The sequence below is a fragment of the Bacteroides sp. f07 genome (assembly GCF_042854785.1).
In the GTDB taxonomy this organism is placed as follows: domain Bacteria; phylum Bacteroidota; class Bacteroidia; order Bacteroidales; family Bacteroidaceae; genus Bacteroides.
In genome coordinates this window covers 1,094,707-1,118,028 of the sequence record NZ_BAABXI010000001.1, presented here as the reverse complement: position 1 = coordinate 1,118,028, position 23,322 = coordinate 1,094,707, and the positions used below count along the sequence as shown (strand labels likewise).

Annotated in this window: 17 protein-coding genes; 11 read left to right on the top strand and 6 right to left on the bottom strand. The window is 39.3% G+C overall.

The features are described from left to right. Position 1: 1 nt before the first annotated feature. From ACGHVY_RS04410 to ACGHVY_RS04365, 10 genes are all read left to right on the top strand, one after another. Positions 2 to 2,161 carry a S46 family peptidase gene (locus ACGHVY_RS04410; RefSeq protein WP_390597401.1) on the top strand — a complete coding sequence of 720 codons (2,160 nt, stop codon included), beginning with the start codon at positions 2 to 4 and terminating at the stop codon, positions 2,159 to 2,161. After that, a complete protein-coding gene (locus ACGHVY_RS04405) occupies positions 2,162 to 4,321 on the top strand; it encodes a S46 family peptidase (protein WP_390597399.1) in 2,160 nt (719 codons plus the stop codon). A 301-nt stretch (positions 4,322 to 4,622) separates the two neighbouring features. Continuing rightward, positions 4,623 to 4,922: a thioredoxin gene (gene trxA, locus ACGHVY_RS04400; protein WP_022139528.1), complete on the top strand. Its 300-nt coding sequence runs from the start codon at positions 4,623 to 4,625 to the stop codon at positions 4,920 to 4,922. A gap of 18 nt (positions 4,923 to 4,940) precedes the next feature. Next, entirely contained in the window at positions 4,941 to 5,414 is a 474-nt protein-coding gene (locus tag ACGHVY_RS04395; protein WP_390597397.1) for a thioredoxin domain-containing protein, read from the top strand. Positions 5,415 to 5,602: 188 nt separating this feature from the next. After that, positions 5,603 to 7,153, top strand: a complete 1,551-nt coding sequence (locus tag ACGHVY_RS04390; RefSeq protein WP_390597396.1) for an arylsulfatase — start codon at positions 5,603 to 5,605, stop codon at positions 7,151 to 7,153. Between the two features lie 12 nt (positions 7,154 to 7,165). Next, the gene (locus tag ACGHVY_RS04385) at positions 7,166 to 7,759 is read left to right on the top strand and encodes an RNA polymerase sigma factor (protein ID WP_390597394.1); all 594 of its coding nucleotides are present in this window, start codon (positions 7,166 to 7,168) and stop codon (positions 7,757 to 7,759) included. 89 nt (positions 7,760 to 7,848) lie between these two features. Continuing rightward, entirely contained in the window at positions 7,849 to 9,060 is a 1,212-nt protein-coding gene (locus tag ACGHVY_RS04380; RefSeq protein ID WP_390597392.1) for a FecR family protein, read from the top strand. A 126-nt stretch (positions 9,061 to 9,186) separates the two neighbouring features. Beyond that, entirely contained in the window at positions 9,187 to 12,636 is a 3,450-nt protein-coding gene (locus ACGHVY_RS04375) for a TonB-dependent receptor (RefSeq protein WP_390597390.1), read from the top strand. Between the two features lie 15 nt (positions 12,637 to 12,651). Further along, the gene (locus ACGHVY_RS04370) at positions 12,652 to 14,526 is read left to right on the top strand and encodes a RagB/SusD family nutrient uptake outer membrane protein (protein ID WP_390597388.1); all 1,875 of its coding nucleotides are present in this window, start codon (positions 12,652 to 12,654) and stop codon (positions 14,524 to 14,526) included. 37 nt (positions 14,527 to 14,563) lie between these two features. Beyond that, positions 14,564 to 15,889, top strand: coding sequence for a BT_3987 domain-containing protein (locus tag ACGHVY_RS04365; protein ID WP_390597386.1), 1,326 nt, complete (start codon positions 14,564 to 14,566; stop codon positions 15,887 to 15,889). Between the two features lie 119 nt (positions 15,890 to 16,008). Here the strand turns inward: ACGHVY_RS04365 and ACGHVY_RS04360 are convergent, their stop codons facing one another. From ACGHVY_RS04360 to ACGHVY_RS04350, 3 genes are all read right to left on the bottom strand, one after another. Continuing rightward, complete coding sequence (locus ACGHVY_RS04360; protein ID WP_308746729.1) at positions 16,009 to 16,644, bottom strand: SagB/ThcOx family dehydrogenase; 636 nt, start codon at positions 16,642 to 16,644, stop codon at positions 16,009 to 16,011. A gap of 95 nt (positions 16,645 to 16,739) precedes the next feature. Next, positions 16,740 to 17,297, bottom strand: a complete 558-nt coding sequence (locus ACGHVY_RS04355) for an NADH peroxidase (protein ID WP_005677773.1) — start codon at positions 17,295 to 17,297, stop codon at positions 16,740 to 16,742. A 22-nt stretch (positions 17,298 to 17,319) separates the two neighbouring features. Next, positions 17,320 to 17,748, bottom strand: coding sequence for a transcriptional repressor (locus ACGHVY_RS04350; protein WP_308746713.1), 429 nt, complete (start codon positions 17,746 to 17,748; stop codon positions 17,320 to 17,322). Between the two features lie 147 nt (positions 17,749 to 17,895). Between ACGHVY_RS04350 and ACGHVY_RS04345 the strand changes: the two genes are divergently transcribed. Next, positions 17,896 to 18,636 (top strand): DUF1573 domain-containing protein, encoded by a 741-nt coding sequence (locus ACGHVY_RS04345; RefSeq protein ID WP_390597384.1) that lies wholly within the window; start codon positions 17,896 to 17,898, stop codon positions 18,634 to 18,636. Here ACGHVY_RS04345 and ACGHVY_RS04340 read toward each other — a convergent pair. From ACGHVY_RS04340 to ACGHVY_RS04330, 3 genes are read right to left on the bottom strand one after another with little or no spacing between them, the layout of a single operon-like run. Further along, a complete protein-coding gene (locus tag ACGHVY_RS04340; RefSeq protein ID WP_390597382.1) occupies positions 18,630 to 19,682 on the bottom strand; it encodes a hypothetical protein in 1,053 nt (350 codons plus the stop codon). The genes ACGHVY_RS04345 and ACGHVY_RS04340 overlap by 7 nt on opposite strands. A 5-nt stretch (positions 19,683 to 19,687) precedes the next feature. After that, entirely contained in the window at positions 19,688 to 21,550 is a 1,863-nt protein-coding gene (locus ACGHVY_RS04335; protein WP_390599646.1) for a leucine-rich repeat domain-containing protein, read from the bottom strand. Then, positions 21,547 to 23,295: a BACON domain-containing protein gene (locus ACGHVY_RS04330; protein WP_390597380.1), complete on the bottom strand. Its 1,749-nt coding sequence runs from the start codon at positions 23,293 to 23,295 to the stop codon at positions 21,547 to 21,549. Before ACGHVY_RS04330 ends, ACGHVY_RS04335 begins: the two co-directional genes overlap by 4 nt. Positions 23,296 to 23,322: the final 27 nt, after the last annotated feature.

Here is a 23,322-nt window from a genome sequence, read left to right as displayed (position 1 = left end):
AATGAATAGACTAAGACTTTATTTATTGGCGCTGACCGCGCTGATCGTATGTTCCGCCAAGGCGGATGAAGGTATGTGGTTATTGCAATTGATGCAACAACAGCATTCTATAGATATGATGAAGAAACAAGGTTTGAAGCTGGAAGCCCAAGACTTATATAACCCGAACGGCGTTTCATTAAAGGATGCCGTCGGCATATTCGGCGGCGGATGCACGGGAGAAATCATCTCTCCTGAAGGTTTGATCCTGACAAACCATCACTGTGGTTATGCTTCTATCCAGCAACATAGCAGTGTTGAACATGATTATCTGACAGATGGTTTCTGGGCTACTTCCAGAGATAAGGAACTCCCCACTCCGGGACTGAAATTCACATTTATCGAACGCATTGAGGACATTACTGATATTGTCAATGCTAAAATAGCCGCTAAAGAAATCACAGAGTCCGAATCGTTCACTGGTGCGTTCCTTCAGAAACTGGCAGAAGAACTTTACTCCCAAAGCGACTTGAAAGATAAAAAAGGCATTGTGCCGCAAGCACTTCCATTTTATGCCGGAAATAAATTCTACCTGTTTTATAAGAAGATATACCCAGACGTACGTATGGTTGCCGCACCGCCTTCTTCTATCGGCAAATTCGGTGGCGAAACAGACAACTGGATGTGGCCCCGCCACACGGGCGACTTCTCCATGTTCCGTATCTATGCAGACGCTAACGGCGAACCGGCAGAATACAATGCCGCCAATACACCGCTGAAAACGAAAAAACATTTGCCTATCTCTATCAAAGGTTTGAACGAAGGAGACTACGCTATGATTATGGGATTTCCCGGAAGCACAAGCCGCTATCTGACCGTATCGGAAGTAAAAGAACGTATGGAATCAGAGAACGAACCGCGTATTCGTATCCGAGGTGCCCGCTTGGCAGTCCTGAAAGAAGTAATGAACGCCAGCGACAAAATCCGTATTCAGTATGCCAACAAGTATGCCGGTTCCAGCAACTATTGGAAGAACTCCATCGGTATGAATAAAGCGATTATCGATAACGATGTACTTGGTACAAAAGCTGCCCAGGAAGCTAAATTCGCTGAATTTGCCAAAGAAAAGAACAATTCCGAATATGCGGAAGTAGTAAAGAAGATAGATGATCTGGTAGCTAAAACAGCTCCCCTCAACTATCAGTTCACTTGCTTAAGGGAAACGTTCTTCGGAGCTATTGAATTCGGCAGCACCCTGTTATCTAAAACACGGGAAGCACTGGTAGAAAAGAATGATTCTTTAATTAAGGTACGCATAGAAGCTCTGAAAGAGACATATGATGGTATTCACAATAAAGACTACGACCATGAAGTAGACCGCAAAGTAGCCAAAGCACTGTTCCCGCTTTATGCAGAAATGATTCCGGCTGACCAGCGTCCGTCTATCTATAAGGTTATCGAACAGAAATACAAAGGTGATTATGACAAGTTTATCGACGACATGTACGATAACTCCATCTTTGCCAACCGTGCAAACTTTGAGAAGTTTATCAAAAAGCCGACAGTAAAGGCTATAGACAACGACCTTGCTTTACAATACTGCCAGTCTAAATATGACTTGTTCGATCAAATCGTTTCACAACTGAAAGATATGGATAAGGAACTGGCTTTGTTGCATAAGACATACATTCGTGGTCTTGGCAACATGAAGTTACCCGTACCTTCTTATCCGGATGCTAACTTTACGATTCGTCTGACTTACGGCAACGTGAAACCTTATGACCCGAAAGACGGAGTACACTACAACTATTACACTACCACCAAAGGTATTCTTGAAAAAGAGAACCCGGAAGACCGTGAATTTGTAGTACCCGCCAAACTGAAAGAACTGATAGAAAAGAAAGATTACGGACGTTATGCTTTGCCGAACGGTGATATGCCGGTTTGCTTCCTGTCTACTAACGACATCACCGGTGGCAACTCCGGTAGCCCGGTATTGAATGAAAACGGAGAATTGATCGGTTGTGCTTTTGACGGCAACTGGGAATCATTGAGCGGTGACATCAACTTTGACAATAACCTGCAACGTTGCATCAACCTGGATATCCGCTATGTCCTGTTCATCCTTGAGAAATTAGGCAATTGCGGACATCTGATTAACGAAATGACAATTGTAGAATAAATGAGAAAACAAATTCTATTTGCTATATTTTCATTGGCAACTCTCAGCATCCACGCCGACGAAGGTATGTGGATGCTGACTGACCTGAAAACACAGAATGCAGTTGCCATGCGTGAACTAGGTCTGGAAATACCTGTCGAAGAGGTATATAACGCAAACGGTCTTTCCCTGAAAGATGCAGTCGTACACTTCGGCGGCGGATGTACGGGAGAAGTCATCTCTTCCGAAGGGCTGGTCCTGACTAATCATCATTGCGGCTATGGAGCTATCCAGCAACACAGCAATGTAGAGCATGATTACCTGACAGAGGGCTTTTGGGCTATGAACCGCGATGCGGAGCTTCCTACTCCGGGACTGACCGTCACATACATCGACCGGATTCTCGATGTGACTGATTACGTCAACGAGCAGCTAAAGAAAGACCCGGATCCAGACGGTGTCAATTACCTGTCGCCAAGTTATCTCAGCAAAGTAGCGGAACGTTTTTCCAAGGCCGAAAATATAGAAGTCACTCCCGCAACCAAGTTGGAACTAAAAGCCTTCTATGGCGGAAACAAATACTATATGTTCGTCAAGACAGTGTACAGCGACATTCGTATGGTGGGTGCTCCTCCTTCTTCCATTGGTAAGTTCGGAGCAGATACCGACAACTGGATGTGGCCGCGTCACACGGGTGACTTTTCCCTTTTCCGTATTTACGCGGACAAGGATGGAAAACCTGCAGCATATTCAAAGGACAATGTTCCTTTGAAAGTAAAGAAACATCTCACTATCAGCCTTGCCGGAGTACAGGAAGGTGATTTCACCTTTGTTATGGGATTCCCCGGACGTAACTGGAGATATATGATTTCCGATGAAGTGGAAGAACGTATGCAGACTACCAACTTCATGCGTCAGCATGTACGCGGAGCCCGTCAGAAGGTACTGATGGAACAAATGCTGAAAGACCCTGCCGTACGTATTCATTATGCCAGCAAGTATGCGTCGTCTGCCAACTATTGGAAGAATGCCATCGGCATGAATGAAGGACTGGTACGTCTCAACGTATTAGATACCAAACGTAAGCAACAAGAAGAGCTTCTGGCACGTGGCCGCGAAAAGGGAGATGGTTCTTATCAGAAAGCTTTCGATGAAATTCGTTCTATCGTGGCTCACCGCCGTGACGCTCTCTACCATCAACAGGCAATAAACGAAGCATTGGTAACCGCCCTCGATTTTATGCGTATTCCTTCTACAATGGAAATGGTTGCAGCCTTGAAATCAAAAGACAAAGAGAAAATAAAGGAAGCTACCCAAAAACTGAAAAAAGAGGGTGAGAAATACTTTGCCTCTGTTCCTTTCCCGGAAGTGGAAAAGATGGTCGGTAAAGAGATGCTGAAAACCTACGCCAGTTATATTCCCGCAGAACAACGGATTAATATCTTTGAAATTATCAATTCCCGTTTTAAAGGAAATATTGACGCATTCGTTGACGAGTGTTTCGAACATTCCATCTTCGGTAATCCTAAAAATTTCGAGAAGTTTATCAAAAAGCCGAGCCTATACAAAATAAGTTATGACTGGATGGTACTATTCAAATACTCCATTACCGATGGAATATTGAAAACGGCTATTGCCATGAAAGAAGCCAATCAAAACTATAATGCCGCCCACAAAGTATGGGTGAAAGGCATGATGGATATGAAGCAGGAAAAAGGTATTCCTATTTATCCGGATGCAAACTCCACTTTACGGTTGACATACGGTCAGGTACTTTCTTATGAGCCGTTTGATGGTGCTGTCTATGATGCCCACACTACTCTCAAAGGAGTAATGGAGAAAGAAGACCAAGGAAACTGGGAATTTGTAGTACCTCAAAAGCTGAAAGAGTTATATGCAACCAAAGATTATGGACGCTATGGCAAAAACGGTGAAATGCCTGTTTGCTTTATTGTAAACACCGACAATACAGGAGGAAACTCCGGCAGCCCGGTTTTCAACGGTAAAGGTCAACTGGTAGGAACTGCTTTCGACCGTAACTTTGAAGGACTGACGGGTGACATCGCTTTCCGTCCCTCATCACAACGTGCGGCCTGTGTTGATATTCGCTATACGCTCTTTATCATAGATAAATTTGCGGGAGCATCCCATATCATTGATGAATTGACCATTACGGAATAAACAGAAGAAATATTTATAAAAAATGGATAATGAAGACAGATGAATTTACATCGTCACTCATTATCCATTTTTCTTTTCCAACTTCCCGTCAATCAAAAGAAGTCTTCCATCATATACATCTCATCAATTATTCCATTCTTTTGTTTTTGATATGCAAAATTCTCTCTTTTACACTACAAGATAATATCCCCAAGACTACTATTTTGTGAACAAAAACAGCTTTTTCCCGTTATATTAATGAAATAGAATTTATATTTGCAGTCTTCAATGACTGCCATTTAACTATAAGAAAGAAAAGATTATGGAAAAGTTTGAAGATTTAATAAAGTCACCGGTACCCGTTTTAGTGGATTTCTTTGCAGAATGGTGTGGACCGTGTAAAGCTATGAAACCTGTTCTGGAAGAGCTGAAATTGGTCGTAGGTGACAAAGCCCGTATTGTGAAGATAGACGTTGACCAGCATGAAGAATTGGCAACTAAATATCGCATACAGGCCGTGCCCACGTTTATAGTGTTCAAAGATGGAGAAGCAGTTTGGAGACATTCCGGTGTAATCCACAGCAGCGAACTACAAGGGGTTATCGAGAAGCATTACACATAAAAAAGATAAAGATTTCGAATGAAGAAAGTATTAGCAGTGGTAGCACTTGTCATGATAAGCGTAATTGTATACGCTTTCAATGATAAGGCAGAAACCAATCAAAGTAAAAAAGAGGTAACAGGTAACGGTGAAGTCGTCGTAATGAACAAGGAAATGTTTCTGAAAGACGTCTTCGATTATGAAAAATCAAAGGAGTGGAATTACAAAGGTGACAAGCCCGCCATCATCGACTTATACGCTGATTGGTGCGGACCTTGTCGCCAGACGGCTCCTATCATGAAAGAATTGGCAAAGGAATACGCAGGGAAAATAATCATTTATAAAGTAAATGTGGATAAGCAGAAAGAACTGGCAGCCCTGTTCAACGCAACAAGTATTCCATTGTTCGTATTCATCCCCATGAAAGGAGATCCACAGCTTTTCCGTGGGGCTGCCGATAAAGCAACCTACAAAAAGGCAATTGATGAGTTTTTATTAAAGGAAAAAAGATAGTGACGCTATCCAGTAAGGATAGTAACGCTATAATGAACAAATAGTGACGGTATCCCGTGAGGATAGCGTCACTATTTTTATATACTAATCCAAGACTCTCCTTATAAGTAAAAAACGTGGCTATTTTTCTTTTATTCAAAAAGAAATAGTATTTTTGTCACAATGAAAACACAATACCCCCTCAAAATATGAAAACACTATTTTCAAAAAAAAGCTCCTTACTTGCGGTCACAGGTATTTGTATCTTTCCGCAACTTGTTTTTGCTCAAGTTTTAGAACGCCCTCATATTATCCTGATTGTATCTGACCAACATCGTGGAGATGCCATGAACTGTATGGGAAATAGTTCTGTCATTTCACCGAATATGGACGCATTGGCAGAAGACGGTACACTCTTTACAAACGGTTATTCTTCCACCCCTAGCAGTACACCTGCACGTTCCGGGTTATTAACCGGTCTCTCCCCCTGGCATCACGGCATGCTAGGATATGGCAGAGTAGCCAGGCAGTATCGTTATGAGATGCCGCGTATGTTGGGCGACTTAAATTACTATAGCTTTGGTATTGGCAAAATGCACTGGTATCCACAAAAAGCACTTCATGGATTCCGGGGAACATTGGTAGACGAAAGCGGACGTATAGAAAGTCCCGATTTCATCAGCGATTACCGGTTATGGTTTCAAATGCAAGCTCCGGGATTAAATCCTGATTCTACCCATATTGGCTGGAATGACCATGGAGCAGCTACCTATAAACTTCCGGAGCAGTTACACCCCACGGCATGGACAGGAAAAATGGCTTGCGAAATGATTCGTAATTATGAAAGTATCAACAACCAACCGTTGTTTTTAAAAATTTCTTTTGCGCGTCCACATAGTCCCTATGACCCACCTCAACGTTTGTTAGATGAATATGCCAATCGGAATATACCCGAGCCCTGGGTGGGAGAATGGTGTAAAAACAAATCATATGCCCAACTAAAGAATCCTCAAAAAGTGAAACAGGATGCTCCTTATGGTAACTTTGGCGAGGAATACGCAAAAGATTCACGCCGCCATTATTACGCGAATGTAACTTTTATTGATGAAGAAATAGGCAAAGTAATCAATACTTTAAAAGAAAAAGGGATATATGACAATGCACTTATCTGCTATATTTCCGACCATGGTGATATGTTAGGAGATCATCATCACTGGCGTAAAACATATCCTTATGAAGGATCTGTACATATACCCTACATCGTAAAATGGCCGGCAAGTTATCAATTCATTAAAGGCAACAAAATAACCCAGCCGGTAGAATTGCGTGATTTATTACCTACTTTCCTCGAAATAGCCGGTGGTTCTGTTCCACAGGATATGGATGGCCAATCCTTGCTCCGTTTGATGGAAGGTAAAACTGACCAATGGAGGAAATATATTGATTTAGAGCATGCAACTTGTTATAGCCCTGATAATTACTGGTGTGCACTCACCGATGGAAATATAAAATATGTCTGGCGTTTTCACACAGGAGCAGAGGAGTTATTTGACCTCTCAAAGGATCCTCACGAACTAAAAAATGTCGTAACAGACAAAAAATATAAACGTCAATTAGAGGAACTCCGCCAAGCTATGGTTGGACATCTTGCAGAACGTGGTGAGAAGTTTGTAAAAGACGGTAAGTTGCAGGTATTGAAACAAACAATTCTTTATAGCCCGCTATTTCCCGATAAAAATCCGACTGATACCGGAATTTAAGAATTAATATCCATGCAAATCCAAGACGAAAGTTATATTAAATGGAAACTTTTTCTCGAAGGCAATAATGAAGCTTATAGTTGGCTTTACACAAGCCATATCCAATTACTATATCAATATGGTCTACAAATCACTCCTAACACAGAAGTAGTGAAAGATTGCATACAAGACGTTTTTGTGAGAATATACAAGAATAAAGACAAACTAAGTATTCCCAAAAACGTAAAGATATATCTAATGATATCTCTTAAAAACAGTATCTATAACGTATTTAATAAAGAGCGGTTGGAAGAAGACTATGTTTTCAATTTTCATTCTATAGAAGAACAGCATATAGCCGAAAACGACTTTTTTAATGAAGAAGAGCACCGCGAGCAAATCAATGAGATAAAAAGGATACTCCATGTACTAACTCCCAGGCAACGAGAGATTATATATTATCGTTTTATAGAAGAAATGGAGTACGACGAAATTTGTCAGATTATGGATCTAAATTATCAGTCGGCTTACAATCTACTCCAACGTTCACTGCAAAAAGTAAGAGACACTTTCGGAACATCAGAATGCATCGCATGGATAAGCCTTCTAGCAACTTTCTTCAGGTAAATATAAAAAAGAGATTTTCTTAAAAAAAACATAAGTTCAGTGAGTAGAATCCATTTTTTGAGTTGTCCTTATATAAAACAACGCATAAAATGGATTCAAAAATAGACTATAGTAATTATAAAGCAAACTCATTACTCAATGATGCTTATTTTTTAGAATCGGAACAGCATCCGACTCCGGAAAGTATCCTGTTTTGGGATAAACTAGCCCGGGAAAACAAGCAATTAGGGAAAGAAATAGCCATTGCACGTGACTTCCTGCAGATGCTTCAGCATATTCCTAAACCCTATCTTCCTCAACAAAAAGTGGATGCCCTTTGGCAATGCATATCCGAACAGAATCGTCAGGAAATACAGAACAAAAGAAAAAGACTTGTCCTGTACCGTACTTTGGCTGCAGCTTGCATTATTATCTTTCTAGCAGGTGGATGGTATCTGCAAAATACTTATCAAAAAAGCCAATGTATGGAATTTTCCGATATAGTAGCAGTGAAGAAACCCAGTATCTCTACCGACCAAACTCTGTTGATTCTATCCGAAGAAAAACAGATAGCTATACAAGGTAAAGAAAGTAATCTGCATTATAACCAACAGGGAAAATTAAATGTCAATTCGCAGACAATTAGCCAAGAAGCAGAAAACAAGAAAAAAAAGAAAATCTACAACCAGTTAATAGTACCTGCGGGAAAACGTTCGTCAATTACCTTCTCTGACGGCACACGCATTTGGTTAAGCGCCAGTTCACGAGTTGTTTATCCAATTGAATTTATGGAAAACAAACGGGAAATTTATGTGGAAGGCGAAGCTTTTTTGGATGTATATCATGACGAGAACCGACCATTCATTGTAAAAACGAATAAGATAGACATACGAGTATTAGGTACTACATTCAACGTTTGTGCATACGAAAATGAGAATACGCAAACAGTAGTACTTGTCACTGGAAAAGTAGAAGTAAAGACCAATAATAACGAAATCAAAACTCTGACACCCAACAACCTGCTTGCATATAATGATCAGAAAGGTATTAGCGTACACCCTGTAGATGTACAAGAATATATAGCTTGGAAAGATGGATTTTATCAGTTTAAGCAAGAAAGTCTGAAAGTTATTACCAAGAAGCTCAATAAATATTATGGTAAAACAATCATTGTCGACAAGTGTCTTACCCAAATCACTTGTAGTGGTAAATTAGATTTAAAAGAAGAACTAGACGATGTATTGCGTACGCTTATTCAAACCGTCCCGGCTCAAATAACAAAATCAAACGGAGAAATCTATATTCATGTCAAATCTAAATAAATTGAAAGCCTATGAAAATATGACTCTTTAGAAAATGTTAAGGCCGGATAATACCCACATATCACCCGACCTTAAATTAAATTACTCACACGGTTAAATATTAATAATCTAATTCGTTATAAAAGTATGGAAAAACACGAGTTATTCAGTCTAAAAAAGACTGAAGAAAAACAATTATTGCTAATTATGAAGTTCTTTTTCACTTTTTTACTGATAGGAATTGGTCATTGTATGGCAACAAGTTCGTATTCACAAAATACATTATTTACAATGAAGATCTCACAAAAGACAGTGAAACAAGTCTTTCAGGAGATTGAAAAAAATAGTGAATACATTATCTTCTACATGGATCGAATCATTGATACGAATCGAAAAGTGAATATTGATGTGAAAAACCAACAAGTAAGTGCTATTATGGATCAGCTATTTGCCAATACAGATAATACTTATAGTATAAATGACCGACAAATTACTATTTTCCACAAAGGAGAGCAACCAGTCAGCCAACAGCAAAGTAACAAGCTGACAGTTACAGGTGTAATAACCGACGCACAAGGAGAATCCATGGTTGGTGTTTCTGTTAAAGTCAAAGGAACAACATTAGGAGGAATCTCTGATATGGATGGACGATACTCTATAAGTGTTCCTGACAAGAATGATATTCTTATAGTTTCTTTCATAGGTTATGCTACAGAAGAAATCAAGATTAACGGACGCCGCAACATCAACATCCGTCTACGTGAAGATACCAAAGCACTGGACGAAGTAGTCGTTGTCGGTTACGGCCAACAAAAGAAAGAGAGTGTAGTAGTATCCATGAGTTCGGTCAAACCTTCCGAAATAGCTGCCCCCACCCGAAATCTAACTAACAATCTGGCAGGTCAGGTATCCGGTCTGATCGCTGTACAACGTTCCGGTGAACCGGGATACGATGACGCAGAATTTTGGATTCGCGGTATCAGCACATTCGCTTCCAACAGTTCTGCCTCTGCTCCTTTAGTTTTAGTAGATGGCGTTCCTCGTAAAATTACCGATATTGAACCGGATGAAATCGAGACATTCTCCGTATTAAAAGATGCTGCCGCAACTGCCATTTATGGTGCCGAAGGTGCAAATGGAGTTATATTAGTAACCACCAAACGTGGTAAGGACGAAAAGCCTAAAATTACATTTAAGACAGAGCACTCCATTTCAAGCCCACAACGTTTACCTGAGTTTGTAGGTTCTGCTGACTATTTAAGCCTATATAACGAAGCTTTAAATAATGATGGGGAACCCGATTTATTCAGTGCTGAAACAATAGAAAAGTATCGTACCAGCACAGACCGAGACCTTTATCCGGACACAGACTGGATCGGTGAACTGCTTAGAAAGAATACACATAATCACCGGTACACATTGAATGTGCGTGGTGGTTCGGCACGATCCAGATATTTCGTATCTGGCGCTTATTATACAGAAAGTGGTATATACAAAGGTAATCCGACTGAAAAATATGACACTAATATTGGTCTGGACCGTTTCAATCTACGTTCAAATATTGATATGGATGTCACTTCTACAACACTGGTATCTATCGACCTAGCAGGACAATACCTGATAGCAAACTATCCGGGCGAATCCTCCTCCACTATCTTCCGTTCTATGTTAATTACTCCTCCTTATTGTTTTCCTGCAGTATATAGTGACGGAACAGTAGCCACTTATGAACAAGAACGAGGGGTAAATATGAGAAACCCCTACAATCAATTGATGAATTCAGGATACACCCGTCAATGGAGAACAGGTATTCAGTCCAAAGTAGGTATCAGACAGAAACTAGATTTCATCACCAAGGGACTTAGTGCCAAAGTGAATGTCAGCTATGATTTTGATGCAACATTCAAATCCATACGCTCATATAACCCTTCCCGTTATCATGCAACCGGCAGAGATGAGAACGGCAACTTAACATTTATCCAGGTCGTATCAGGAACACCGGATTTGAGTGATTTGAAGGACAATGGAATTGAAGCGCAAAAAAGAATATACATTGATGCAGCCATCAACTACAAACGTACTTTTGCAGAGAAGCACGATGTAAGTGGTATGCTGTTATATATGCAAAAGGAGACACAACTCAAAACCCAACCTCTCCCCTATCGTAAACAAGGTTTGGTAGGACGTGTAAGCTATTCTTTTGACGGACGTTATTTTCTTGAAGGAAATTTCGGTTATACAGGTTCAGAAGCATTTGCCAAAAATCATCGTTTCGGCTTCTTCCCGGCTGTAGGACTGGCTTATTATTTATCAAATGAGCCTTTTTATCCTAGAGTTTTAAAGAATTATGTAAATAAAATCAAATTAAGGGCCTCTGTCGGTAAAACAGGCAATGATACAACTAGCGACCGTTTTATTTATCGCCCCACTTATTCTATGAATGCAGGTTCATGGTCACAAGGAATAGGGAGTAACGGAGGTACAAACTCCTTGGGACAAGGTATTATCGAAGGATTTCCGGAAACGTTAGATATTGGTTGGGAAATTGAGAAGAAACAAAACTATGGTTTCGATTTAGGACTTTTCAACAATAAAATAGACATTGTATTCGACTATTTCCGTACCGAAAGAAGTAACATTCTGATGCAAAGAAAAACTACACCAACATTAAGTGGCTTTCGTGTAAACCAATATGCCAATTATGGAGTCGTATCCAACCATGGTATAGATATGTCATTGAACGCACACCATCAAATAGGCAAGGTAAAACTCAGTGCAAGGGGGACATTCACATTCGCCAGGAATAAAATAAAGGAATATGATGAGTTACCCCAGAAATATCCATGGATGGAACGGACAGGCAAACGAATTAACGAAAATAACCTTTATATAGCCGAACGCTTATACACAAAGGATGATTTTATCATCAACAAAAACAGCAATGGTATTGAAAACTATACTTTACGTCCTGAATTGCCCCAAAGTACTTTAGGCGGATTACTTGGCCCCGGTGATATTAAATATAAGGATGTAAATGGTGACGGAGTAATTGACTCCTATGACAAGGTGGTAGGAGTAGGACATCCCACTGTACCGGAAATCATCTACGGATTTGGATTAAATATAGAATATAAAGGTTTTTATGCCAGCGTATTCTTCCAAGGTACCGGAAACTGTTCTGTCTTATTGGGGGGAAATACTCCGGAAGGCTGGTATCCGTTTGCATGGGGTGTCGACCAATCCAGTTATCGTACTTTTGCTTTAGACCGTTGGACTGAGAGTAACCCGAGCCAAAATGTATTAATGCCACGCTTGCATAAAGACAATGCCAACAATGCCAATAACCAAGTGGCAAGTACATGGTGGCTTCGTAATGGAGGTTTCCTACGATTAAAAAACATGGAATTCGGTTATCAGCTACCCAAACAATTCTTGAAGAAATTCAATGTTCAGGCAGCCAGAATCTATGTAATGGGATACAACCTTGCTTTATGGGACGACCTTAAGTATTTTGATCCGGAAGCAGGAAATGCAAATGGAGGAAACGTATATCCTAAAAATCGCACTTTCACCTTAGGAGTAGACTTTACATTCTAATTAAATCTATAAAATATGAAAACAATAAAGAAACTATATAAGAAAGCACTAATAGCTGTTTTTGCATTGTGCAGTATTTATTCTTGCGATTATCTGAATGTATCTGATGAGTTAGCCGGAAATCTTCGCTCATTAGATGAAGTTTTCGACAATGTAGCTTATACCCGAAGATGGTATGCCAACATATTCACCTCTATTCCTGATTATTCCGGGATTACCGCAGCTGCCGGAAATATCACAGGATTTAAAAATCCCTGGGCAGGTATGTGCGATGAATTAACTGTTGGATATGGAGATGCAAAACTTTACAACAAAACAGATAAAAACGCATCCAATATGAGTTTTCATCGTTGGGATATGTGTTATAAAGAAATCAGGCAAGCTAACATATTTCTGACATATGCCAAACCCATAGCTGCAAACGGAACTCATGTCGATGTCCTGACAGAAGAAGAACTTGCAGAAATGAGAGCAAATGTGAGATTCATGAGAGCATATTATCATTATTTGCTTTTCGAACAATACGGGGCCATCCCTTTAATAAAGGATGCAATTCTTGAAAGAGAGGACAATCTGGATTTACCGCGCAATACTATAGACGAAGTAATCAGCTATTTAGACGAGGAATTAACAGCAGTATCCCACGAGTTACCACAAAAAGCCCTGCATGAGGACGACCAGCATAATGCATGGCCAACCAAAGGTGTAGCTTTGGCCGTAAGAGCCAAAATGTGGGTATATGCAGCCAGTAAGTTATTCAATGGTGAATACAAAGAAGCACTCTCCATTACCAATTTGGATGGAACAAGACTTTTCCCTGACAAAGATCCCAATAAATGGAATAAGGCAGTTGCTGCCTTGGAAGACTTCATGAAGTTCGCTGAAGAAGAAAACAACTATGAATTACTGAATACAGGTAATCCTTCACAAGACATATACGATCTTTTCCAAACATATAACAGAGAAATCATATGGGCTACAGCAGCAACATCATGGGGTGGAATGACAAATGACATGTTCGATCGCAGATGTACTCCGAGAAGTGAACAAAACGGAATGGGTTGCATTGGCGTCACTCAAGAACTTGTAGACGACTTTTATATGAAGGATGGCCTTCCGGTACAGCCGACAAGTTATCTGCCACAATCTCCATTGTATACAACCGATGGATTTGACAAATACACTGAAACGGTCAAAGCCGGAAGTAAAGAAATTCAGGTAGCCAATAATGTCAGCAACCGATTCCTCAATCGGGAAGCACGTTTTTATAATACAGTATTTTTCCAGAACAGAAGATGGCATGTGACAAACAACGTAACCCAATTTCATAAAGGAAGTCCTAATGAATTAAGTGGTACCATTTATACCCATACCGGCTATATGTTATATAAAAGATTTAATAGGGAAGTCAGTATGAAATCTCCGGGAGTTCAGAACAAGTTCCGTCCTTCTATCATTTTCCGTCTCGCGGATCTCTACTTGTTGTATGCAGAAGCCATCAATGAGGTCGCTCCTACGGACAAACGTGTACTGACCTATTTAAATGAAGTACGCCGACGTGCCGGTTTGACAGACATTGAAGAACTTAACCCTGCCATTACAGGAAACCAAGAGTTACAAAGGCTCGCAATTCAACGTGAAAGACGTATTGAATTAGCAACGGAAGGACAACGCTATTTCGATGTTCGTCGTTGGATGATAGCAGATCAAGATGGAGAAGGACGCCAGTTTGGATATGTTCATGGCATGAATATGAATGCAGCAGAAGATAAATTCTACGAAGAAGTAGAAGCCAGTCCAATCGTCTTCAGACGTAAAATGTACTTGTATCCTATCCCCGACAATGAAATGAAAAAGAGCGAGCAACTCGTTCAAAATCCAGGATGGTAAATCATTATTATGTTTCATGACTTAAATTCAAAAAAAGATGAAGAAAATACATTCTATACCGACAGTTATCGTTTTTTTGATGTTGATAGTAAGTTGCGATGAAAACTTTGAAATCGCGGATAAAGCAGAGAGCCTGGTATCTGTCGCTATCAACACACTAAATATACAAAAATCATTCAATATAGGAGAAAGTTATCAGGCAGAACTTTGGGTACAACGAGGCGGATTAAACGATATGTCCGGAAAAGTACAATTCGTAATAGATCCTGATTTACTGGATTCTCTGAACAGAGAAGACAGGACTAACTATCAAATGTTACCGGAAAACTGTTATGAATTGACTAATATTGATTTCTTAATTGATAAAAATGAAATGTGCGGTTACATAACCTATCACCCAGAAAAGATAGTTGAATTATCCGGTTATGACCAAATTCAATATATCCTTCCGCTCCGGCTGGTTTCTAACAACCTGAAAATCAACTCTGAAAGGTGTGCTTCATTATTAGCATTTCAGGTATCAGAACCCATTGTACAAATAACAAACTCAGGAGTATTCAATATTGATCCTTTGCAGACTTCTCAGATGGATGTTCATATCAGTGTACCTTTTACAAATAAATGGGATATTGAATGCAACTTAACTCACAACCTGTCGCTGATCGAATCATATAATTCAAGTAATAAGGTTAATTTCACCTTACTGCCCAGTGATTCGTATACTGCTCCAGAAAAAATTTCTTTACCGGAAGGTACTAATGAAACAACAGCTTCCTATCTGCTCAAAGATAATCTGCTTCCCGGCAATTACATATTACCTGTGGCTATTGGAAGTATTGAAGCCACACAAAATGGTATTCCCAATAACTCATTAGTTATAGATAAAGAGAGCAATACATTGTTCCGTATAGTTAAAGAGGGACAGAAAATAAATAAGTCAGATTGGGAAATTATTGCTTGCAATTCTGCTGCTGCAGCTAATCCGGTAGAAAATCTCATTGATGATAATGAAGCGACTTTTTGGCATTGTAAAACTAAATCCGAAGCTGGTTGGTGTGAACCTCCTTACGAGATTACCATTGATATGAAAAAACAAGTCACAATTACCCAAATTGACCTGATTAACCGTGGAGAAGCCAGCCGAGCCAATAATATCAAATGGGTGGAATTTTATGCCAGCAACGATAACAACAGTTGGGAAAAAATTGGAGCTTCAGATTTCAATGATGAGTTTATCAGAGAAACATTTCGTTACTATGTCAAATCGACCACATCCCGTTATTTAAAATTAGTCATCCCGGAAGGTTATGGAAATGCATGTCCCCCCGCAGCAATTCGTGAATTAACAGTCTTCGGATACTAAACTGGAAATTCCTGATTAATAGGAATTACATGAAAAAGAAATGTACCTCAAAAGTCTATAAGAAACGATTGGGGTACATTTCTATTATTTTGAAATATTCTTTAAATCCTAACGAATCTCTATTTAAAATATCCTACAGGATGGTTCATCATAGGAATCTGAGTGTCTTTCAACTTCAACACTTTCTTCAACTGAGCATTATCCATCGAAGCACGTGGCACCGTAGCTAAATTAACTGCAGAACAGAAAATTGAAATATTCTGTGAAACGATTCCCGCATCCATAGCCCCCATCAATTGGGTATGTGCATTCTTTGCATCTCCAAAACGAGAAAGGTCGCTAATCAGTACTAAAGCAACCGGAGCCGATTTCACAAAAGCCTGTCCACCAGCCACTGCGCCCCGGTAATCTCCTTCAGCCACCAGATTCAACTGGTGATTCTTTGCATCATACAGGTAACTGCCTTCCGGCAACACTACATATACATCCACATCCTGCTTGTTCAAAGCCGACGGAGCTGTTCGTTTACCCGAATCTTTCCGATTGATTCCATTAGCAGCCCATAACAAATCAGACAAGTCAGCCAGGTTCAGGGCTTTTGAAGCAAATTCTCTGGTTGAATGACGTTCGGACAACGCTTTCATTACCGTACCTGTACGGTTCAAATTAGGCTGTGGCAACTTAATCACTTTATCAGCAGCAAAAGTAGCTGCCGAAAGCACTAGACAAACTAACAATAGTTGTACTCTTCTCATAACTATAGTATTAAAAGTTGATGAGCAAATATAGACAAAAAAGGTCTGCATTCATTTTCGAATACAGACCTTTTAAGAGTTATTATGAGGTTTGATTATTTATCGCCGAAATAACGGTTGTACAGACCTTCAAAACCTTTACCGTGACGAGCTTCGTCCTTGCACATTTCGTGTACAGTGTCATGGATAGCATCCAAGTTCAAAGCTTTAGCACGAGTTGCGATACGTTTCTTGTCTTCGCATGCACCTTGTTCAGCATCTTTACGTTTCTGCAGGTTTGTTTTAGTATCCCAAACACAGTCACCCAGCAATTCAGCAAATTTAGCAGCATGTTCAGCTTCTTCCCAAGCATAACGTTTGAAAGCTTCAGCTACTTCAGGATAACCTTCACGGTCTGCCTGACGGCTCATAGCCAGATACATACCAACCTCAGTACATTCGCCCATGAAGTGGTTGTTCAGGTCTTTAATCATTTCTTCGTCGCAACCTTTTGCAACACCGATAACGTGCTCGTCAGCAAAAGTCAATGCACCACCTTCTACTTCAACAACTTCTACGAACTTGCTGGCAGGAGCTTTACACAAAGGACATTTCTCAGGAGCTGCGTCACCTTCATAAACGTAACCGCAAACAGTACATCTAAATTTTTTCATTTTCTTCTCAATTTTAAATTAATTAGTCAATACGTATTTCTTTATCTTTTCTTAAGCAATTCTTACATATACCTTTATAATAATAATGCACTTCCGATACCTGATGTCCGTCCATCTCCAGACTCTCTACCCTTTTCACCGCTTCCGGACATTGCAAGTCATAAATGTGTCCGCAACGTTTACAAAGAAAATGGGAATGAATGGAAGTATCCGCATCAAAATTAGTATTCTTCTCATCAATCGTAAGCATCTGGGCTGCTCCCTGCTCAGAAAACAGTTTCAAAGTATTGTAAACTGTAGTCTTTGAAAGCGTAGGCATCGAAGGAGATAATGCAGTATAAATATCGTCAGCCGACGGATGGATAGGATGCTCCATCAAATATTGCATAATAGCAATACGCTGCATCGAAGGTTTTATATTATGTTCTAATAATCTTTCGTACGGTTTCATCATTTGCCCCTTTCTTTCCAAGCTTGTATTCATTACAATTATAAATCCAATGCAAAGATAAAGAGTTCTTCGGAATAAACCAATAGTTTATGAGAAAAAGTTTCATAAAAAGCATTACTTTTGTCACATTATAATAAGGAAAAAAGTATGAGAAGCAAACGTATTTCAATTATATTATTTATCATAGGCGCATTTTGTATCCTATCAGCTCAATCTAAGGCACAAAATAAAATAGTATTTGATAAATTAATTAACGATTTAGGTACTTTTTCAGAAGATAGTAATCCTAAAGTTTGTACATTCAAGTTCACCAATCATCAGACTGACGCTATAGCCATAGCGCATGTGCAAAGTACATGTGGTTGTGCTGTTCCCCAATATACTAAAAAGGCTATTCTACCAGGAGAAAGTGGAGAGATTAGCATTATCTACAATCCACAGGGACGACCTGGGGTTTTCAATCGTACAATTTTAGTAAGCTTCTCCGGTCAAGAAAATAAAGTACACTTGTCCGTGAAAGGTACTGTGACACCAGGAGCTATTCGAAAAGACAAATCTTATCCTTATGTAATGGGAGATTTACAGTTGCGAACCACTGGCATGAAGTTAAAACAAATGCGTGGTGATATTCAACAGCAAAGCATTATGGTAGTCAATAGCGGGAACGGCTCTCTTCATGTATCAATAGAATCCAGCATCCCTTGTCTATCCGCTACATTAGTCCCCAATATTTTACAACCAAATCAAAAAGGAGAAATTCAAATCATACGTTCTGCTGATAAAGATAAAAACCGGACATTCTGTATCCGATTAAAAGAAAATACCCGCCAACAGAATGTAGCGGGTAAAGTTTCTATCATTATCACTTCGGAAAAATGTAGTCAATAATAACTTATGATGCGGTTTACTCTGACTGAAGAGTCAAAATGAGACCAATTCACCTGACTATTTTGCTGTTGCATGGCTTCCGTCCAATTACCAATAGCATCCTTTTGAGTATAAGTGCTTGTTTCCTTAGCTTCTATCTCTTCACCCAAATCTTCCTTATAAGAAACCTCCGTCCACCAGTTGTTTTCATTATATTTATAAGTCCAGTCCAATTGTCCCCCTGCATCAGTCAGTCGGGAAGCAAGCAACAAGGATGATGATATAAAACGTATCACTGTACGCTCTACTTCATTTTCTCCTTCTTTCACTATTTTATCCGTTGATGCCAAACTGCCGTCATCATTATAAACATAAGATATCACTTCTGTATTAGTGATTACTCCACCTCTTTCCTGTGTAACAGTTTTCTGAACCGGATACAGACTTTCGGCAGTATACTCAAAAGTAGTAGTTGACGTACCACTCCAAGATTCTGAAATATATGAAGCAGTATTACCATCAAAAGAATAAGAAATACTCCCATCTTCACTAGAGATGCTTTCCAAACCTTTTACTAAAAAGAATTCATAAGCTCCCAAAGGAAATATCAGAGGCACATAAGATTCATGCTTTCCATAAGCCAATGTATATATTACAGGTTCTCCGCTAAAATCATTCACAATAGCTTTCACCATTTTTCCAGATTCATCATATTCATAAGAATAGCAAGCTACCGTTTGCCATACGTCACGGATATACGTTACCGGTTCGATTCCAGTAGGATTATAATATGTCAGATGGCCATTAGCGTCAAATTTCCATTCAATAGAAGAGATTGCTTCCTCATCTTTATTCCACACTTCTAAAGATACCAAATAAGATGATTCTTTCACAGTATTCACATTTCCTTTCCATCCCATCATTGCCAGATGCGATTGCCTTTCCCAAAATGAAGTAACCGGAAGCTCCGGAGGAATAATTTCCGGAGTCTCCGGTTCAGTGTCACCACAAGAAGTGATGACACTTAGGAGAGGAAGAATAAATAATAACTTATTCAATAATCTCATGCAAATTATTTATCTTGGTTCTCTTTAAGCCCTGCGATAATTTCCTCCAAAGTCTTTGGAAACGTATACACTCTTATCTGATCATCCACTTTACATACAGGACACTCTTTGCGAGTCACTCCATTCGAGCCACGATTATAGACAATTACATTTCTAACAGGCAGTTCCAAATCTTCCTTATTTGATACATGGAAATTCTTGATACAACACCAGGTTTCCGGTACTTCCCAAACCAAGTTCGGGCAGTTATCCACATTTACACAGTTCAAATAAAAAGGCTTTGCTGCATTCTGCAAATGTTCTTCACCATACTCAACAATCTTTCCACCAACAGTTTTTTTACTTCTATAATTGACCGTTTGATCGACCAGTGTAAATCCGGCATTATCCGAGAAAGTTCTCAACTCTGCATTATTAGAGAGATCCAATATAGCAAATTTAGTACATTTAGCAAAAGTTTCATCTTTCACTTCAATAATATGGTTGTCACTTAGTGAAAGCACACAAAGTTCAGGCAACTCTGATAAATCCGGAATCACTGTCAATCCACAGTTATTCAAGCCTAACTCCATCAATGAAGAGGATTTCATCTTCGGAAAAGATTTTATTTCATTTCCATCTAAAATCAATATATCCAATGCACTTGATAACGCATTCAATTCATTCGCCGAAACAGAAGTAATCTTATTATTAGCTAACGTAAGTGTACGCAATCTTCCTTGTGCTATTTTGGGAATGGATGTAAAGCCGCAATTGTCTAAAAGCAACCCTCCCATGCGAACACCTTCACCGCGACTTTCCGGTAAGGAATTCAGGCCGGGATTATTACGGAAATCAAAAGTAGACACCATCTTCATACTGAAAATAGTAGAAGGCAGCGTGGATAGTTTAGTATCATTCATTCGAAGTGAAACCACCTTTTGCAATTTCTCCGCAAGTGCAGCAGGAAATTCAGATATTTTATTTCCACTAATTTCCAAGTCACAAAGCTCCGGAAGTTCACCCAAGCGAGCAGGAAGCTCATCCAATTGGCTATTCACAATAGTAAGTGAACGTAGATTCTTCATCTTCTCAAAGTTCTTCGGAAAAGCTTTGAATCCGGTATTCATTATCTGAATAGCATAAAGCGTAGACTTATCCAAATTGTCAGGTAATTCTTCAAACTCCGGAATATCCATAATTTGAATACCTTCCAAAGTAGAGAATGAACTGATAAGTTCTGGCAATTTTTTCATTCCTGGAAATGTCTTATTATCAAATATAATATTCGCCAAATAAGATATATTTCCATAATCATCTACCACGAATTCCAGATTTTCCCAAGTCAACAAGTCTTCATTCTCCACACGCCATGTTTTAGGCCATTTAGTAGAATCAGTACCAAGCACTTGCTCACAAAGCCCAAACAATTGATTACGCAATTGATTATTAACATAAACAAAACGAATAGAAATAGGGAAATAAAAAGTTGCCATTTCTCCATGCTTAATAGTGACAATGTTTTCATCATCCACATAAGCTTCCTGAATTTGTGTTCCCTTATTGTTATAAGCAATATATTTCACAACTTTATATGTACCTTCTTCTAAAGCAAGGATTTCAGAAGTCAGTTCGTCTTCATTACCAGTTAGATCAACCGTTTTCAAATCAATTTTGTTACCATCTTTTTCCAGCGTCACTTTCAGTCGTGCCATGTCTTCTAATGTAGATATGGTAAAAACCTTATTGCGCACAAACTTAAAAGTCACTTCTCCTTGTCCTTCGGCTAAGGTTGCAACTTCATCATCATCTGAGCAGCCTGTAAACAGAGCTGCGCAGATCATGAAACAGAATAGAAGTGTCCACTTCATATACTTTGTCATTTTCATTTCCAATTCAAATACCAGTTTTTATTAAGCATTCTATAATATCTCCAATTACCGTGCAAAGGTACTGTATTGAGATCCTCTTGAGTCAATGGAGGTAGTTTAACCGCAACAGCAGCAGCTTCTTCATCCTCCGGACAAGTACGGTTATATTCAGCCGGGAATTCAGAAAATTTAGTGGGGGCATTAGTAAACCCAGCTAAAGCTCCTTTATTATCATAACCTTCCTGATTAAACAATAACAAGAACGGATTCCAACAAGCCAAATACTTATGATACAGTATCCAATTAGGCACTTTGCCTGTCAAGCGATTCAGGTTCAATGTTAGATATTTCATATTAGGAAGAATCCCATCTTTAACATCATCCAAATCAGGAATACTACCATAAAAGTAATTATATGACATATGAAGTTCTTCCAATGCTTTCATATCACGGAATAGCCAATCATATTTTGTCAAATCTCCTCCTAAACCAATTGTTTCCAATTTCTCATCTCTTGGAATGTCCGTACTCAGATTCATGACAGAACCACTAACTCTGTTACCACCTATATCCAAATATTTAAGTTTGTCCTTCAATCCTAAAAGAACATCTTTAATCGATTCCAAGCTCAAAATTGTATTACCGTTCAAATCCAATTCTTCGAGACTCTGCATATTAGCCATTTCTGCAGGCAAAGTCTGAATTCCATATCCCATAAGGGAAATACTTTTCAACTTGGTTAGTGTTGTAATTTCAGCTCCAAGTGCAATTTTCTTTCTATATGCATTCGAATTGGCAATAGCAGCAAATGTTTCAAGTTCTGTCAGGTATTTAATCTGATACGGAATTGACTCATCTGTATCAATCATTGACAAGCGGAAACCAACAACACGAAGTTCTGTAGAATCTTTTATCGTGACTCCCGTTATAGGATTTTTATAATCATAAGTACGTTCTTCTACAACAATATTATCCCAGTGAGTAATCGGGCGGCTTGTTGAAAAACCCATACCTCCATTGATAACTCGCGTGATAGCTAAAACTGCCAATGAGTCACCTTCACGTGAGGGTATGATTACCGGAGCCTTTTCCTGAGTAATTTTCACGATTTTGTTCAACATAGATGTTTCTCCGGAAGCACGTGTAGAAGCCGACTTCTGGTTGAACTGTACTTCAGCAATACGGTCAGCATCAAAATCCGTATAAGTTTTAAATTTAAAACGGAATTTCTGCTTACGAGGAATTGTTGTTGACGGAGTATATGTAGAACCACCATCAAGAGTCAACCATGCCTTTGCTTCTTCCGGAATTACAACTTCAAAAGGAACATTGGCGATAGCTTCAACATCTACATAAGCTTTTTCAGGAGCAGCATAAGACGGCACTGTCACTTCTGCTTCTGTAAAATCAATAGTAGGTTCGTATCCATATTGTTTTATCAACACTTCTGCTAAGTCTCCTTTATCAGAATAGAAGATAACTCGACCAGTGCGTTCCTTATATAAATAAGAAGAATCTGCCTTTATCACACACACGCCACTTCCTACTCCGGTAGCCGGGCTAACCATACACCAATCGTCTTCAGCTTCAGCAGTCCATGTCTGTCCGGTAGCAACCTTTAGCTCAATGGTTCCACCATTATTTGAAAACTGCATTTCTGTCTGATCAACAGAAAAGCTGTTTACTGCATCATCGTCATCATCTCTACAAGAAGCTAACGATAATAATGTCAGGGCAACTATTGCCCAACACATTGTTCTCATATGTTTAAATAAATAATTCATAAATTC